Raw genomic sequence first — 15,684 nt, 5'->3', positions numbered from 1 at the left:
GCAGGAGATTGTCATGCACCCCGTATCCACCCGGCACCGGATCCGCCTCGTCGGGGCAGGGATCGCCACGTCCCTGTCGCCGGCGCTGCACGAACACGAGGCCGCCGCCCTCGGCCTGACCGACTACCGCTACGACCTGATCGACGTCGCGGCGGAGGGCATCCCCGTCGACGACTCCGGCGACACGCTGCGGCAGGCCGTCGCAGCCGGTTGCACCGGACTCAACATCACCCACCCGTGCAAGCAGGTGGTCGTCGACTCCCTCGACGAATTATCCGACAACGCGCGACTTCTCGGTGCCGTCAACACCGTCGTCGTCCGCGACGGGCGGTTGATCGGTCACAACACCGACCACAGCGGATTCCTCGCGGCGCTGCGCCGGGGACTGCCCGATGCCAGGCTCGGCCGCGTCGTCCTCGCCGGTGCGGGCGGTGCCGGTTYGGCCGTCGCCTACGCGCTCGCCGCCGCCGGGGTGACGGACCTGCGGGTCGCCGACCTCGACCCGGCCCGTGCCGCGGACGTCTGCGCGCGCCTCGCGGCGGCGTTCCCGCAGACACGAGTCACGGCCATCCCCCTCGACGCGATCGAAGCGAACCTGGAGCACTGCGACGGCGTCGTCAACGCCTCTCCGATCGGCATGGTCGGACATCCGGGAACGCCGTTCGACACCGACGCGCTCCATCCCGGACTGTGGGTCGCCGACATCGTCTACCGCCCGCTGCGGACCGAACTCGTTACGGCAGCAACCGCTCTCGGCTGCGACGTGCTCGACGGCGGTCAGATGCTCGTCGCTCAGGCGGCCGACACGTTCGCCCTCCTCACCGGAGTCACGCCCGACCCCGACCGCATGCGACGTCACCTGGGCGAACTGCTCGCCGATCAGTGCGCCCCGACCGCTCTCGAGGAGTCCCGATGACCGCGCGTCCGTTCGCCGCACCACTCGACCTGGGTAACGTGCGACTGCGCAACCGCTTCGTGTCCGCGCCGATGGAGCGCAACTACTGCGAGGTCGACGGCACGATGACCGACGACTACGTCGCGTACCTCGAGCGCCGTGCGGCGGGCGGTGCCGCTCTCGTCTTCACCGAGGCCAGCTACGTGCGGGCCGACGGCAAGGGCCGTATCCGGCAGATGGGCGTGGACGTCGACGAACGCATCCCGGGCATCGCGAAGATGGCCGCGGCGATCCACGCGCAGGGTGCGCTCGCCGGCGTCGAACTCAATCACGGCGGCCGCACCGCGCAGGGTTCCGTCAGCGGATTCGTCCCCGTCGCACCGTCGCCGATCCCGTGCGCGGTGGTCGGCGGCGAAATGCCCGAGCAACTCGACGGCGACGACATCGAGCACATCATCGAATGCTTCGGTGAGGCCGCCGCGCGCTGTCAGCGGGCCGGGGTCGACGTGATCTCGCTGCACGGCGGTCACGGCTACCTCATCCACCAGTTCCTCTCGCCGGCGTACAACCACCGCGACGACGAGTGGGCCGACCCGACGCTGTTCGTCAACAAGGTGATCGACGCCGTGCGCACGATGGCACCGGGTATCGCTCTCGGACTGCGGTTCTCGGCGTTCGAGGCCGTCGACGGCGGTCTCGACGCCGAGACGACCCGCGCCCGGATCGACGCGATCGACACCGACCGGCTCGACTTCCTCGACGTCTCCGCCGGCAACTACGAAGCCGGGCAGTGGATCATCCAACCCGGCGAGTGGCCCCGCGGCCTCCTCGCCCCGTACTCCGAGCAGTACACGCGGGACTTCGACCTCCCCGTCGGGGTCGCAGGCCGGATCAACTCACCCGAGGTCGCGGCGCAGATCATCGAATCGGGGCAGGCCGACTTCGTCAGCATGGCCCGCACCCTGCACGCCGACCCGGACTTCCCGAACCGCGCGCTGGACGGCGGCCGGTACCGGCCCTGCATCGCCTGCAACTACTGCATCGACAGCCTCGCCGCCGGACCCGTTCCGTGCTCGGTCAATCCGTGGGTGGGCCGCGAACTCGAGCAGCCGTCGAAACCGGCGGACGTGGCGGTGCGTGTCGCCGTTGTCGGCGGTGGCCCGTCGGGGATGGCGGCCGCCCGCGACCTCGCGCTCGCCGGGCACCGCGTCGACCTGTACGACGAACGTGGCAGTCTCGGTGGCGATTTCGCGCTGGCCTCGCGACTGCACGAGTACCCCGAGTACTCACGGATCGTCGACTGGTACCTCGGCGAGATCGCCGACCTCGACATCACCTGCCACACCGGCACGCGGGTCGACGCCGCCGCACTGGCGGAACTCGACTTCGACGCCGTCGTGCTCGCGACGGGCGGCCGCGGACCCGAGGTCGACCTCCCCGGGGCCGACACCCGGAGGGTCCGCGACGTTCGCGAGTTCCTGGAATCCGGAGACCCGGCACCCGAGGCGATCACGATCTTCGGCGCCGACCGGGAAGCGGCCGCGGTCGCCGACGACCTGCTCCAGCACGGCACGAAGGTGGTCATGATCGGCCCGCAGGAGACGATCGCCCACGACGTCGGCCGGCGCGGAAAGATCGTGCTGCTGCCGCGGCTCGCGGCGAGTGCGAACCTCACCACCCACCTGTCGTCGATCGTGACTCGGATCGAGGAAGACCGGGTGGTGATCTCGACCGCCGGAGAAGAGCGGGTGGTCGACGCCCCCGGCGAACTGCTGATCTCGCACGGTGTCGAACCGCGCACCGACCTGCTCGCCGCAGTGCGGTCGCTGGCACTGCGACTCGGCGTCCACACGGTCGGTGACGCGAGTGGCGACGGCGGCTCGATCCACGCCGCTCTCGTCACCGCAGCCGACGTCGCCGCGAAGATCACCGCGGCCGCCGATGCGCGCGAGGAGGTCAGCGCATGATGGACATTCCGCCCCTCGGTCTGGGGACCTGGCCACTGACCGGCCCGGACGCCACCCGGGCCGTGCTGTCCGGCATCGAGGCCGGCTACCGGCTCGTCGACACCGCCACGGTCTACGACAACGAGGACGCCGTGGGGGTTGCGCTCGCGGAGTGCGGACTGCCCCGCGAGGAGCTGTTCGTCACCACGAAACTGCGTGGGAGCGATCACGTGTCGGGTGACATCCGCGGCGCGGTCGAGCGCAGCCTGAAGACTCTGGGACTCGATCGGCTCGACCTGTTCCTCATCCACTGGCCGCTGCCACGCCACGACCGGTACGTGGCGGCGTTCGACGCGATGCTCGCGTGCCGCGACGCCGGCCTCGTCCGCTACGTCGGCGTCTCCAATTTCCTGGAGAAGCACCTGCGTCGCGTCGTCGCCGAGACCGGAGAAGCGCCCGCGGTCAACCAGATCCAGATGGACCCGTCGCTCGCCCGGCTGCCGGTCCGGCGCGCCGACGACGAACTCGGCGTGTTCACGCAGTCGTGGAGCCCACTGGGCCGCGGCGAGGTTCTCGGCTCACCCACGGTCACCGACATCGCCCGGCGCCTCGACCGCACCCCCGCGCAGGTGGTCCTGGCCTGGCACTTCGCGCAGGGTGTCGTGCCGATCGCGAGATCCGCGAATCCCGCCCGCCAGGCCGAGAACCTGGCCGCCCTCGACGTGCGGCTCACCGCCGCGGACGTCGACGCCCTGAACCGTCTCGACCGCGGCGAATCCGCGGCCCGGGACGTCGAAACGGAGGAGCACTACTGATGGCACTACGTATCGGCATCGTCGGCTGCGGAAAGATCGCCGGCAACCACGCGCGGGCCCTGCAGCAGGTGCCCGGCGTCGACGTGGTCGGCTGCTGCGACCCCGACGTCGACCGCGCCCGCGAGTTCGCGGACGCACACGGTATCGCGCGGGCCGTCGGTTCGGTGGAGGAGTTGATCGCCCTCGGCCTCGATGCGTGCACCGTCTGCACCCCGCATCCGGTGCACGAGCAGGTGGTCGTCGCGGCCGCCGAGGCCGGGATCCACGTGCTGTGCGAGAAGCCGATCGCGGTCGACGTCGCCGCGGCAGACCGGATGATCGCGGCCGCCGACCGCGCCGCCATCACGTTCGGTGTGCTGTTCCAGCGCCGGTTCTGGCCGGCCGCGAAACGCATCAGGACGGCCATCGACGACGGCCGGATCGGCGTTCCGGTACTCGGTGAGGCGTCGGTGCTCCTGCACCGCCCGTCGTCCTACTACTCCGCCGACGAGTGGCGCGGACGGTGGGACACCGACGGCGGCGGAGTCCTGATGACACAGGCCGTCCACCAGATCGACATGCTCCAATGGTTCATGGGTGAGGCCGTCTCGGTAAGCGGCTTCATCCGCACCCACACGCACGGCGACCACATCGAGACCGAGGACAGTGCGTCCGCCGTCGTCTCGTTCGCGTCGGGCGGCACGGCGACCGTCACCGCGACCACCGGCGCCAACCACAACCTCGGCAACCGGGTCACCGTGATCGGGCAGACCGGTGCGATTGCGAGCGTCCTCGAGTTCCCGGAGGGCCGGGAGGGCGTCAACGAGATCTGGACGGTCCCCGGAGAAGTCGAGTTCCGCACCCCGTTCACACCCGGCGTCCGTGCCAATCTCGACGTCACGGAAGTCAACGCCGGACTCGCCGACTTCCACACACTCCAGGTGCAGGACTTCGCGGACGCCGTCCTGGCCGGTCGCGACCCCGCCGTCACCGGACGCGACGCGCGCGCCTCGCTGGCGATCATCGCGGCGATCTACGAGTCCTCGCGCACCGGCCGGGTGGTCGACCTCACGCCCGCAACGACTTTCGCAACAACATCCGCTCAGGAGACGCTATGACCCCCGAACACACCACCGCCACCTATGACGTCGTCGTCATCGGCTCCGGAGCGGGCGGTCTGTCCTCCGCCGTCGCCGCAGCCGACGGGGGCGCCTCCGTCCTCGTCGTCGAGAAGGCGGATACGTGCGGCGGCGCGACGGCATGGTCCGGCGGCTGGATGTGGGCGCCGCGGAACCTGTTCGCGCAGGCGGACGGCGTGAACGAGGACCGCTCGCTGCCGCGCACCTATCTCGCGCACCGACTCGGCGAGAACTTCGACGCCGCCAAGGTCGACGCCCTGCTCGACGGAGCACCCGAGATGGTGGAGTTCTTCGAGACGAAGACGGCGCTGCAGTTCGTTCCGGGCGCGAAGATCGCCGACATCCACGGCGACACACCGGGAGCGGGCACGGGGCACCGCTCCGTCGGGCCGAAGCCGGCGAGCCTGCGGAAACTCGGCCCCGACGTCGCGGCGCTGCTCCGACGGCAGCTCTACGAGACCTCGTTCCTCGGCATGGGCATCATGGCCGGCCCGGACCTGCAGGCATTCCTGCACTCGACGCGTTCGGCAAAGGCGTTCGTGCACTGTGCCCGCAGGGTGTCCACGCACCTGCTCGACCTCGCCACCACACGCCGCGGCCAGCAACTAGTCAACGGCACCGCACTCGTCGGCCGGCTGCTGCGGTCGGCGCTCGACGCCGGCGTCGAGATCCGCGTGAGCACGGCCGCCACCGCGCTCACCACCGATTCCGCGGGCACCGTCACCGGTGTCCGGCTGGAGGGCCCGGACGGGGCCTACTCCGTGTCCGCCCGCCGCGGAGTCGTCCTCGCGACGGGCGGCTTCAGTCGCGACGTCGACCGGCGCCGCGAACTCTTCCCCCGCACACCCACGGGCCGTGAGCACTGGACCCTCACCCCGTCCACGACCACAGGCGACGGCATCACCCTCGGCGAGTCGGTCGGCGGCCGACTCGACCGCTCGGTCGCATCGCCGGTGGCGTATTGCCCGGTGTCGATCATCCGATACCGCAACGGCAAGGAGGGCGTGTTCCCGCACATCCTCGATCGCGGAAAGCCCGGCGCCATCGGCGTTCTCGCCGACGGCCGCCGCTTCGTCAACGAGGCCCTCGGCTACCACGACTACACTCTTGCGATGGTCGACCAGGTCCCCGACGGCGACGAGGTCTGCTCCTGGTTGATCGCCGACCAGCGGTACCTGCGGTACTTCCCGCTCGGCATGGCCAAGCCGCTGCCGATCCCCACGTGGCCGTACCTGAAGTCCGGCTACCTCACCCGCGGCCGCACGGTGCGCGAGCTGGCCGAGAAGATCGGCGTCGACCCCGACGGCCTGGAGAAGACGGTCGCAGCGTTCAACGAGGGCGCCCGCGACGGCGTCGACCCCGAGTTCGGTCGTGGCACCACGCCGTTCACCATCGGGTCCGGGGACGCCGACAATCTATGGCCCAACGCCTCCCTCGCACCGCTCGAGGAGGGCCCGTTCTACGCGGTCAAGGTGGTGCCCGGCAGCTTCGGCACGTTCGCCGGTCTGGTCACCGACGCGACGTCCCGGGTGCTGAACGACGACGACCAGCCGATCGACGGGTTGTTCGCCGTCGGGGTCGACCAGTCCAGCGTCATGGGCGGCCACTACCCGTCCGGCGGCATCAACCTCGGCCCGGCMATGACCTTCGGCTACCTCACCGGTCGCCGCCTCGCCTCGACGACAGGAGATCAGCGATGACCGCCCCACTCGGCCTCGCCGCACTCACCGTGCTCGACACCGCGCCGCTGCAGCAGGTGGACCTCGCCGAGAAGCACGGCTTCGACACCATTGGCATCCGGCTGCTGCCCGCCGCGCCCGGCACCACCGCCTACCCGCTGCACGAGGACGACGCCGCCCTCGACGCGCTGATCCGTCGTCTCGACGATTCGCCGATAGAGGTGTTCGACCTCGAAATCATCCGGCTGGGAGCCGATTTCGACCCGAAGTCGTACGTTCCGCTGCTCGAGGCGGGCGCACGCCTCGGTGCGAAGGCCGTGCTCGTCGGCGGCGACGACCGCGACCGCGCCCGGCTCACCGACTCCTACGCCCGGCTGGCGGAACTGTGCGCGCAGTACGGCATCGTCGCGAGCCTCGAGTTCATGCCGTGGACGGCCGTGCCCGACGCGACCACCGCGGTCGAGATCGTGTCGCAGGCCGACGGGCCGGCGCGCAGCGTGCTCGTGGACGGGCTGCACGCCGGACGGTCGAGCACCACGCTCGACGACCTGGCGGCGATCCCGCGGGCATGGCTGCACTACGCCCAGATGTGCGACGGCTCGGTGCCCGCGCCCACGGACGACGCCGAACTGATCCGTCAGGCCCGCGAGGAGCGCCTCGTTCCGGGGTCGGGCGGCATCCCGCTCGCCGACATCTGGTCGACGTTGCCTGCGGGTCTCCCGGTGAGCATCGAACTCCCCAACGAGCCGCTCCGGCGGGCCGCCGGCACGGACGCGTGGCTCGCGCGGCTGGTCGCCGCCACCCGGGAGGTGCTCGCGCAGGTTCCGGTGGCAACCGGACGCTGAAGGTCCGGGCTACCGTTCTTGCATGCCCCGCCCCGACACCGTCCCCGTGTACACGATGCGCCAGCTGGCGGCGTTCGTGGCGGTCGCGGAGACCGGAACGATCAGTGGTGCGGCCGAGCGGATGCACCTGTCGCAGTCGGCGCTGTCCGCGGCGGTGACGGACCTGGAGAAGGCACTGAAGGCGCAATTGTGTGTGCGCCGGCGGGCCCGCGGTGTGCAGCTGACCCCGACGGGGGAGGCGGTGCTATCGCGGGCGCGTGCCCTGTTGCAGCAGGCGGGGGAGTTGCAGTCCGACGCGTCCGGGGAGGGCGGTGTCGTCGCGGGGCCGATCGCCGTCGGCTGCTACCCCGCGCTCGGCCCGACGATCCTGCCGTCGATGTTGTACGCGTTCACAGCCGAGTACCCGCGGGCGTCCGTGGAGTTCCGGGAAGACACGCAGAACCGGTTGCGGACGCAGCTCGAAGGCGGCGAACTGGACGTCGCCATCGTCTACGACCTGGACCTGTCCCCGGAGTGGCAGACCGTGCCGCTCATGACCCGGGAGCCGATGGTGGTGTTCGGGGCGGAGCATCCGCTGGCGGGAGTCGACGGGCCGGTGCGGCTCGTGGATCTGGCCGAGCACCCGATGGTGCTGCTGGACGCGCCACCGAGCACCAACCATGCGATGGACGTCTGCCGGGAGGCCGGTTTCGCGCCCCGGGTGGCGTACCGGACCGCGAACTTCGAGACGGCGCGGGCCTTCGTCGGACGCGGCCTGGGGTGGACGCTGCTGTTGCAACGACCCCTGGTCGACGTCACGTACGAGGGTCTGCCCGTCGTCGTGAAACCGATCGCCGAACCGAAACCGGCGTCGGTGGCCGTGGTCGTGGCATGGCATCAGGAGGCGACGCTGAGCCGGGTCGCGCGAGCATTCATCCGGTTCGTCACGCCCTGAGCTGCGCATTCGTGCCTTCCACGGTTTTTCTGCAATTCATGCGGGGATAGTCCCGCTTTTCAGATGTATGTGAGTCGGGTCATTGTTTTCCGGTAGCGCGATGAGTATGCGCGCAGCAGAACCGGGAAGGCAGACGATGACGGCAATCACCGAGGCGACACGGCCGGTGTCTCACAAGGAAGCGCGCAGGGCAGTCCTGTCGAGCTTCGTCGGTACCGCGATCGAGTGGTACGACTTCTTCATCTACGGCACCGCCGCAGCCCTGGTGATCGGACCGCAGTTCTTCCCCGGCGCGTCGACGTTCGCCGGAACCCTCGCCGCATTCGCCACGTTCGCGGTCGGATTCATCGCCCGCCCGATCGGCGGTGTCGTCATGGGCCACTTCGGTGACCGCATCGGGCGCAAGTCGATGCTGGTGCTGTCGCTGACCATGATGGGCGCCGCGACTGTCGGCATCGGCCTGCTCCCGAACTTCGAGGCCATCGGGGTGGCCGCACCCATCCTGCTGGTGGCGTTGCGGTTCGTCCAGGGCATCGGCGTCGGCGGCGAATGGGGCGGTGCGGTGCTCATGGCCACCGAACACGCCCCGGAAGGCAAGCGCGGACTGTACGGCGCGGCACCGCAGATGGGTGTCCCGGCCGGAGTGATCATGGCGAACGTCGTGTTCCTCGCCGTCACCCAGTTGCTGTCCGACGACGCGTTCCAGACGTGGGGCTGGCGGGTGCCGTTCCTGATGAGCGCCGTGCTCGTCGGCGTCGCGATGTGGATTCGCCTCGGCGTCTTCGAGTCCCCGGCGTTCGCGGAGGCCAAGGAGAGCGACACGATCGTGAAGATGCCGATCGTCGAGGTGCTGACCCGCAACTGGCGGACGGTCCTGCTCGCGGCGGGCACGTTCATTGCGACCAACGGCATCGCCTACGTGTTCATGGTGTACGTCCTGACGTACGGCACCAAGGAACTCGGCTACAGCCGCGCCACGATGCTCACACTGCTGATCGTCGCGTGCCCGGTCTGGATGGCGGGCATGGCCGTGTCGGCCTGGAAGTCGGACGTGCTCGGCCGGCGCCGCGTGTACACGTGGAGTTCGATCGCGCTCGTGATCGTGGCCGCGGTGTTCTTCCCGCTCATCGACACGGCGTCGATCCCCGTCATGCTGCTCGCGATGATCGTGATGGCGGCGGTCCTCGGCACCACCGCGGGGCCGCAGTCGGCACTGTTCGCGGAACTCTTCCCCGCCCACATCCGCTACAGCGGTGCGTCTCTCGGCTACCAGATCGGCGCCATCCTCGGCGGCGGGCTCGCACCGTTCATGGCGACGTGGCTGTTCGAAGCGTTCGGCACCTCGACGGCCGTCACCGCCTACTTCGTGGTGATCGCCGTGGTCAGTCTCGTCTCGATCCTGCTGTTGCCGGAAACCAACACCAAGCGCCGGGAAGCGGAGGCCGCCTGACATGTCCACCTACTTTCAGCCACAGAAGTACCCGGCGACGGAGTTCGCGTCGACCGGTGCAACCGACGAGGCCCTGCCCGTCGTCGTCGTGGGCGCGGGACCGGTCGGCATGGGCGTCGCGCTCGGCCTCGCGCAGCGCGGCATCCCCGTCACCGTGCTCGAGGCCGCCGACCAGGTGTCGTTCGGCAGCCGGGCCATTTGTATCTCCCGGCACAGCCTCGAGGTGGCCGCCCGGCTCGGTTTCGGCCCGGAACTCGAGAAAATCGTGCTCCCCTGGGTGGGTGGGCGCAGCTTCTACCGCGACGAGCAGGTGCTGCACTTCCAGATGGCGCACGGCGAACACGACGTCCGCGGGCCCATGGTCAACGTGTCGCAGTCCGAGATCGAACAGATCATGACCGACACACTGCTCGCGCACCCGCTGATCACGTTCCACTGGTCGTCGAGCGTCGCCGGGGTGCTGCGGTCGGACGAGGACGTGACGCTCGACGTCGACACCGCGTTCGGTGCTCGCCGACTCCGCACGCGCTGGGTGGTGGCCGCCGACGGCGGTCGCAGCCGGATGCGCGAACTCGCGGGAATCCGGTTGCAGGGAAACAGCTATCAGGGCAATTACGTGATCGCCGACATCCACTGGGAATCGACGCTGCCCGCCGAGCGGATGGTGTGGTTCGACCCGCCGAGCAACCCCGGCTCGACGATCATCATGCATCAGCAACCCCGCGACATCTGGCGCATCGACTACCAACTCGACAGTTCCGACGACGCCGAACTCGAGACGCAGGAAGACCGCATCCGCGACCGGATCACCCGGCACCTCGACTGGCTCGAGAACGACGTGCCGTGGACCCTCGAATGGCACGGCTTCTACCGCGCGCACGCGCTCGCGCTGGAAGACTTCACGCACGGTCGCATCCTGTTCGCCGGCGACGCCGCCCACCTGGTGCCGATCTTCGGCGTCCGCGGGCTGAACTCCGGCATGGAGGACGCCGAGACCCTGGCCTGGACCCTGGCCGCCGTCGTCCACGGGACCGCAGACGGGTCTCTCCTGCAGGCATATTCGTCCGAGCGGCGCGCCGCCTGGCGGCAGAACGTCGACAACGCGGGCAAGTCGACGCTCATCATGTCGCCCGGCAGCCACGGCTACCGCACCACCCGCGACGCGGTGCTGGCGCTGGCCACGACCCGTCCGGAGTTCGGTCACCTCATCAATCCGCGGCAGTCGAGTGCGACGCACGCGCACCTGTCGCCGCTCACGTGGCCGGTGGCCGAGGGGACGACCGGCGTGCTGCCCGGGGATCCGATGGAGGACCGGCGCGTCCGCGTCGTCACCGCCGAAGGGTCGGTGGAGTCGTCGCTGAACCGGGTCCGGGGAACGGGTTTCGCGCTCCTCGGTGTCGGAGTCGACGCGGCCGGTGCCCGGATGATCGCCGCACACGCATCCGCGCTCACGATGGCGCTGTCGCCCGAATCGGTGCGGGCGGTCGTCGTCCCGGCACCGGGTGCGGCGGTGGCCGCGGCGGCCGACCTGACCGTCCTCGACGACCCCGACGGTGCGCTGCCGACGGCTCTCGGCGCGTCCGCGGGTGAGTGCTTCGTGATCCGCCCGGACGGACTCGTCCTGTGCCGGGTCCGCGACCTGTCGCTGCTCGGCAACGTCCACGACCACCTGAAAACGGCAACCGCCCCCACGCTGGGCGTCGTCCCCGCGCACACGGAGACGACGGCGACACCGGACGAACTGCTGCGCGAGAACGTGTGGATGGGACTGTCCGAGGCGCTCGACCAGGCGGACGAATCGGACCGCGAGGGATTCCTGACCCGGCTCGCGCTCCTACTCGGATCGCAATCGGGCCTGCGGGAGTTCGAGGAAGCGCTGGCCGCCGCCTCCCACGTGAGTGGCAAAGTGTGCTCCGGCACTCCGCGGCACTCACATGCGGACGCTTAGCCTGGGAGCATGGCGCACCCACAGTTCCTGAACTCGCCCAAGTCCTTCGTCGTCGACGCGCTCCGCGGGGCCGTCGCCACCACCGACGATCTCGAATGGCATCCGGAACCGGGATATCTCACACGGCGGGAACCGTTGCCGTCCGGGCAGGTCGCGTTGCTGTCGGGCGGCGGGTCCGGGCACGAACCGCTGCACGCCGGGTTCGTCGGCCGGGGCATGCTCACCGGAGCCTGCCCCGGCCTGATCTTCAGTTCGCCCAACGCGCTGCAGGTGCGGGCCGCGACCCGGGCCGTGGACGCGGGCGGCGGAGTCGTGCACATCGTGAAGAACTACACCGGCGACGTCCTCAACTTCCGCATCGCCGGCGAACTGGCGGCGGAGGACGGCATCACGGTCGAGCACGTCCTCGTCGACGACGACGTCGCCTCCGAACGGGAGGACGGGCCCGGACGTCGCGGCACCGCGGCCACGATCGCGGTCGAGAAGATCTGCGGCGCTTCGGCCGAACGCGGCGACGACCTCGCCACCGTCGCGGAGTTCGGGCGGCGCACCGCCCGGAATTCCCGCAGCATGGCGGTCGCGCTCAGCGCGTGCACCGTTCCGGGGGCGGACTCGCCGTCGTTCGACCTCCCGGAGGGGCAGATCGAACTCGGGATCGGCATTCACGGCGAACGTGGAACCGAACGGGTCGACGCGATGGGGGCGGCCGAACTGGTCCGCCGGCTCACCGACCCCGTGCTCGCCTCCCTCGGCGTGGAGCGGGGGGAGCCGGTGATCGCGCTCGTCAACGGGCTCGGAGCGGCCCATCCGCTGGAGCTGCAACTGCTGTTCGGTGAGCTCGCCGACCACCTCGCGGAGCGGGGTGTGGTGATCCGTCGCTCGCTGGTCGGCAGCTTCGTCACCGMCCTCGACATGGACGGCGCGTCCATCACGCTGGTGCGCTGCGACGACCAGCTCCTCGACCTGTGGGACGCACCGACCGCCGCACCGGGATGGACCAACGCCCCGGCCGGGGAATTCCGCGGCATCGCAGACGAATCCGAGGTGCGGTTCCGGTCGAACGTCGCCTCCCGCGAGGACGAGGCGGAGGTGCCCGGCACCGCCGACGCGCTGGGCCGGGCGGCGGTGGGTGCGTGGATCGGCGCGTTCGTGGAGAAGGTGCTCGCCGAGGAACCGAACCTCACCGATCTCGATCGCCGCGCGGGCGACGGGGACTTCGGCACCAACATGGTGGCCGCCCTCGACCACGTCGACGTTCCCGGGATCCGCGACCGCTACTCCCCGGCGACGGTGTTCGAATCACTGTCCGACGCCTACCTCGGTCACGCGGGTGGCACGTCCGGCGCGCTGTTCGGTATCTGGTTCCGGCAGTTCTACCGGGTGGYCGCCGACGCACCGCACGGACTGGACACGAAGGCGATCGCCGCCGCGGCACGAGCAGGCCTCGACACGATCCAGGAACTCGGCGGGGCGCAACCCGGAGACAAGACGATGATCGACGCCATCGCCCCCGCCGTCGCCGCCCTCGAATCGGCCGGCGCGGCCGGGAAGGGGCCGGCCGAGGGTCTGGCCGAGGCCGCGGACGCCGCCGCCCGCGGTGCCGAGGCCACCGCGGACATCACCGCGCGGCGCGGCCGGGCCAGTTACATCGGTGAGGCGGCGCGCGGCGTCGTGGACCCCGGTGCACTGGTGCTGTCGTGGTTCTTCGCCGAGGCCGCGGAAGCGGCCCGCACGGTCGGGTAGTCACCGCGCGCGGGGCTCGGCACGTAAGGTGAGGAGAAGAACCCCCGAGTCGTGCTGTGCAAACCCGTCGCCACACCTCTCTCCACCTGCGTACGGGACGCAGAATCAGGGACGGACACGTAGACAGTGGAAGACACCGCCAGCCGGGGAATCCAGGCTTTCATCGCCGACGTCGTGGAACGGGGCGGCAAAGCCGTCCGGCTCACCCACTCGCGACGTAACCCCGTCCAGGTCTGGGGCGACGACGGCACGAGCTGCATCGTGCGGGTGCGCTCCAAGCTCAGCGGCGACTGGCAGGCCCGCAAACAGGACGAATCGCTCGACGACGACGACACCGGCTCGCAGTTCTGGGTGTTCGTGGATCTCGCGAGTTCGCCGGAGGAGTTCTTCGTCGTGCCCTCGTCCGAGGTTGCCGACGACATCCGCGCCGAGGTGGATCTGTGGATGATGGACACCCCCGGCCGCACGCGGACCGGACATCACGCGATCCCGCTGAGCCGGATCGCGCACGGTCGCGGGCGCTGGGACTTGCTCGGGTTGGCGGGGGAGAAAGACCCCAGCCGGTACAGCGACGCGCAACGCGCGACGACGGCGGCGACGTTGCGCGCCGACGCCGACGCCCGCGCTTCGGCCCGGAAGAAGCCGGCCAAGGCGACGGCGGCGTTGGAGGAATTGATCGATACCCGCCTCGAGGTCGTGGCCGACTTCGAGGGATATCGGTTGGTCGGACGGTTCGACCCCGACACCCAGACTCTGGAGATCATGCGTGGTCCGATGCAGGGCCGCCGGTTCCCCGACCCCACGACGGCGGCGACCGCTGTTGCCAGTCACATCAGCGGAGACATCGAAACCCACGACGGCTGGGAATTCTGGCGCACCGAACAGGGTGATCGAATTCCTATGGGGCAGAACAGTATCCGATAGCAGCTGAGAGTTCCCTGAAACTGTTCCGGCGCGCGGCGGTTGAGAATACCCTGAGGTGGGTACCGCAGACATGATCCGCCGTGCATCGGCGGTTGTGGCCACGGCCGATGGGAGCTCATCATGCGAATCGTCGATGGCACAGTGCACGCAGTGTCAGGTGCTGCGAACGCGACGACCAGTGCGGTCGGCGCGGTCGGAGGGGCCGCGATCGGTGGTGTGGTCGGCGGAGTGCGCGGAGCGGCGAGCGGGGTCCGGTCCGGCATGGAGAGCGGGAGTCATTCGACGCCTGCCGCCGCGCTGACCTTGGCCGCCGTCGGCGCGGCCGGACTGGTCGAGTGGCCGGTGCTGGTCACCGTGGGCGGGGCGGCGCTCGTGCTGCGGCAGTTCGGCGCGGGTTCCAGGCAGTAGCTGCCGTGGGACTCGGTCGATACGTCCGTGCCGCCGCATCCCTGCCGGTGCGCGGCGCCGGTGTCGGACTCGGGGTGGTGTCCTACGGGGGCACGGTCGCTGCCGATCTGATGGCGACCACCGCACGGACTGCGACGCAGATCGCCACCGAGGTGCTCGGGGGAACCCCGGCCCGCCGCACGAGTTCCGGACGCGGCCGTGCCTGGATCGAGGTCCGCGGACTCGACGGACCTCGCGGGGACGACGTGGCCGCGACCGTTCTCGGCGCCGTCCGGGAAACCGCCGGTGTGGCGGGAGCCGAACTCAACCGCGCGCTGTCCCGGCTGGTGGTGACGGTCGACGAGCACGGACCGTCGGTGKCCGCGCTGTGTGCCGTGGTCGCGGGCGCGGAGGATGTCGCGCGACCGATCGCCCGCGGTGCCGTCCGCGACCGGCCCGGAGAACTTCCCGGCGACGACGTCGCACTCGCCGAACGCGCGCTCGCACTGGCCGCCGTCACGACGGGCCTGGTCGCGGCCGCCGGCGTTCGCCTGCTTCCGATGCCGGCCCTGCCGGCGGCGGTGCCAGCCGCCGCCGTCACGTTCGTCAACTATCAACCCCGATTGCGCAGCATGGTCGAGGACCGGCTCGGGCCGGACGCCGCCGAACTGCTGCTCGCCACCGCTCAGGCCGTCGGCGACGTGCTGCGGCGGGCACCTGCGTCACTCGCCGTGGACGTGGCATTGCGGTCGGCGATCACGGCGGAGGCGTGGTCGGGCCGGCGGGTGTGGCACCGCCGCGAACCCGAACTGGCCCGGGACCCCGCGGACGACGCGGAGCGCCCCGCCCGCCCGCGCGGCGCATCGGGACCGGTGGAGCGGGACGTGGACCGGGCGGCGATCGCGCAGTGGGTGGGCGCGACCGCGGTGGGAGCGGCGACCCGAAGCGTCGCAGGCGCCGCGGACGCGGCCCTGGTCGCCGCGCCGAAGGCGGCGCGCAC

12 protein-coding genes and 1 pseudogene are annotated in these 15,684 nt (G+C 70.5%); all 13 read left to right on the top strand.

Annotated features, from left to right (window positions below; all coding sequences use genetic code 11):
* Positions 1-13 precede the first annotated feature (13 nt).
* A complete protein-coding gene (locus AC1D1G_RS21630; RefSeq protein ID WP_477953621.1) occupies positions 14-916 on the top strand; it encodes a shikimate dehydrogenase in 903 nt (300 codons plus the stop codon).
* Positions 913-2,862 carry an oxidoreductase gene (locus tag AC1D1G_RS21625; protein WP_477953620.1) on the top strand — a complete coding sequence of 650 codons (1,950 nt, stop codon included), beginning with the start codon at positions 913-915 and terminating at the stop codon, positions 2,860-2,862. The genes AC1D1G_RS21630 and AC1D1G_RS21625 overlap by 4 nt, the downstream gene beginning before the upstream one ends.
* The gene (locus tag AC1D1G_RS21620) at positions 2,859-3,656 is read left to right on the top strand and encodes an aldo/keto reductase (protein WP_477953619.1); all 798 of its coding nucleotides are present in this window, start codon (positions 2,859-2,861) and stop codon (positions 3,654-3,656) included. The genes AC1D1G_RS21625 and AC1D1G_RS21620 overlap by 4 nt, the downstream gene beginning before the upstream one ends.
* Complete coding sequence (locus tag AC1D1G_RS21615) at positions 3,656-4,753, top strand: Gfo/Idh/MocA family protein (protein ID WP_477953618.1); 1,098 nt, start codon at positions 3,656-3,658, stop codon at positions 4,751-4,753. The genes AC1D1G_RS21620 and AC1D1G_RS21615 overlap by 1 nt, the downstream gene beginning before the upstream one ends.
* On the top strand, positions 4,750-6,474 hold the full coding sequence (locus tag AC1D1G_RS21610; protein ID WP_477953617.1) for an FAD-dependent oxidoreductase: 1,725 nt from the start codon (positions 4,750-4,752) through the stop codon (positions 6,472-6,474). Before AC1D1G_RS21615 ends, AC1D1G_RS21610 begins: the two co-directional genes overlap by 4 nt.
* Positions 6,471-7,298 (top strand): sugar phosphate isomerase/epimerase family protein, encoded by an 828-nt coding sequence (locus AC1D1G_RS21605; protein ID WP_477953616.1) that lies wholly within the window; start codon positions 6,471-6,473, stop codon positions 7,296-7,298. The genes AC1D1G_RS21610 and AC1D1G_RS21605 overlap by 4 nt, the downstream gene beginning before the upstream one ends.
* Positions 7,299-7,320: 22 nt before the next feature.
* On the top strand, positions 7,321-8,232 hold the full coding sequence (locus tag AC1D1G_RS21600) for a LysR substrate-binding domain-containing protein (RefSeq protein WP_477953615.1): 912 nt from the start codon (positions 7,321-7,323) through the stop codon (positions 8,230-8,232).
* 136 nt (positions 8,233-8,368) lie between these two features.
* A complete protein-coding gene (locus AC1D1G_RS21595; protein WP_477953613.1) occupies positions 8,369-9,682 on the top strand; it encodes an MFS transporter in 1,314 nt (437 codons plus the stop codon).
* Position 9,683: 1 nt separating this feature from the next.
* Positions 9,684-11,630 carry an FAD-dependent monooxygenase gene (locus tag AC1D1G_RS21590; protein WP_477953612.1) on the top strand — a complete coding sequence of 649 codons (1,947 nt, stop codon included), beginning with the start codon at positions 9,684-9,686 and terminating at the stop codon, positions 11,628-11,630.
* Between the two features lie 9 nt (positions 11,631-11,639).
* On the top strand, positions 11,640-13,373 hold the full coding sequence (dhaL, locus tag AC1D1G_RS21585) for a dihydroxyacetone kinase subunit DhaL (RefSeq protein ID WP_477953611.1): 1,734 nt from the start codon (positions 11,640-11,642) through the stop codon (positions 13,371-13,373).
* A gap of 126 nt (positions 13,374-13,499) precedes the next feature.
* Entirely contained in the window at positions 13,500-14,297 is a 798-nt protein-coding gene (locus AC1D1G_RS21580; RefSeq protein ID WP_283352631.1) for a hypothetical protein, read from the top strand.
* Between the two features lie 120 nt (positions 14,298-14,417).
* Complete coding sequence (locus AC1D1G_RS21575) at positions 14,418-14,705, top strand: hypothetical protein (protein ID WP_005252344.1); 288 nt, start codon at positions 14,418-14,420, stop codon at positions 14,703-14,705.
* A gap of 5 nt (positions 14,706-14,710) precedes the next feature.
* Positions 14,711-15,684: pseudogene (locus AC1D1G_RS21570) on the top strand (cation-translocating P-type ATPase); the annotation flags it as partial.

This window comes from Rhodococcus sp. P3_B8, from assembly GCF_056402775.1.
The sequence above is the reverse complement of the archived record's forward strand: the minus strand, read 5'-3'. Positions and strand labels throughout refer to the sequence as shown.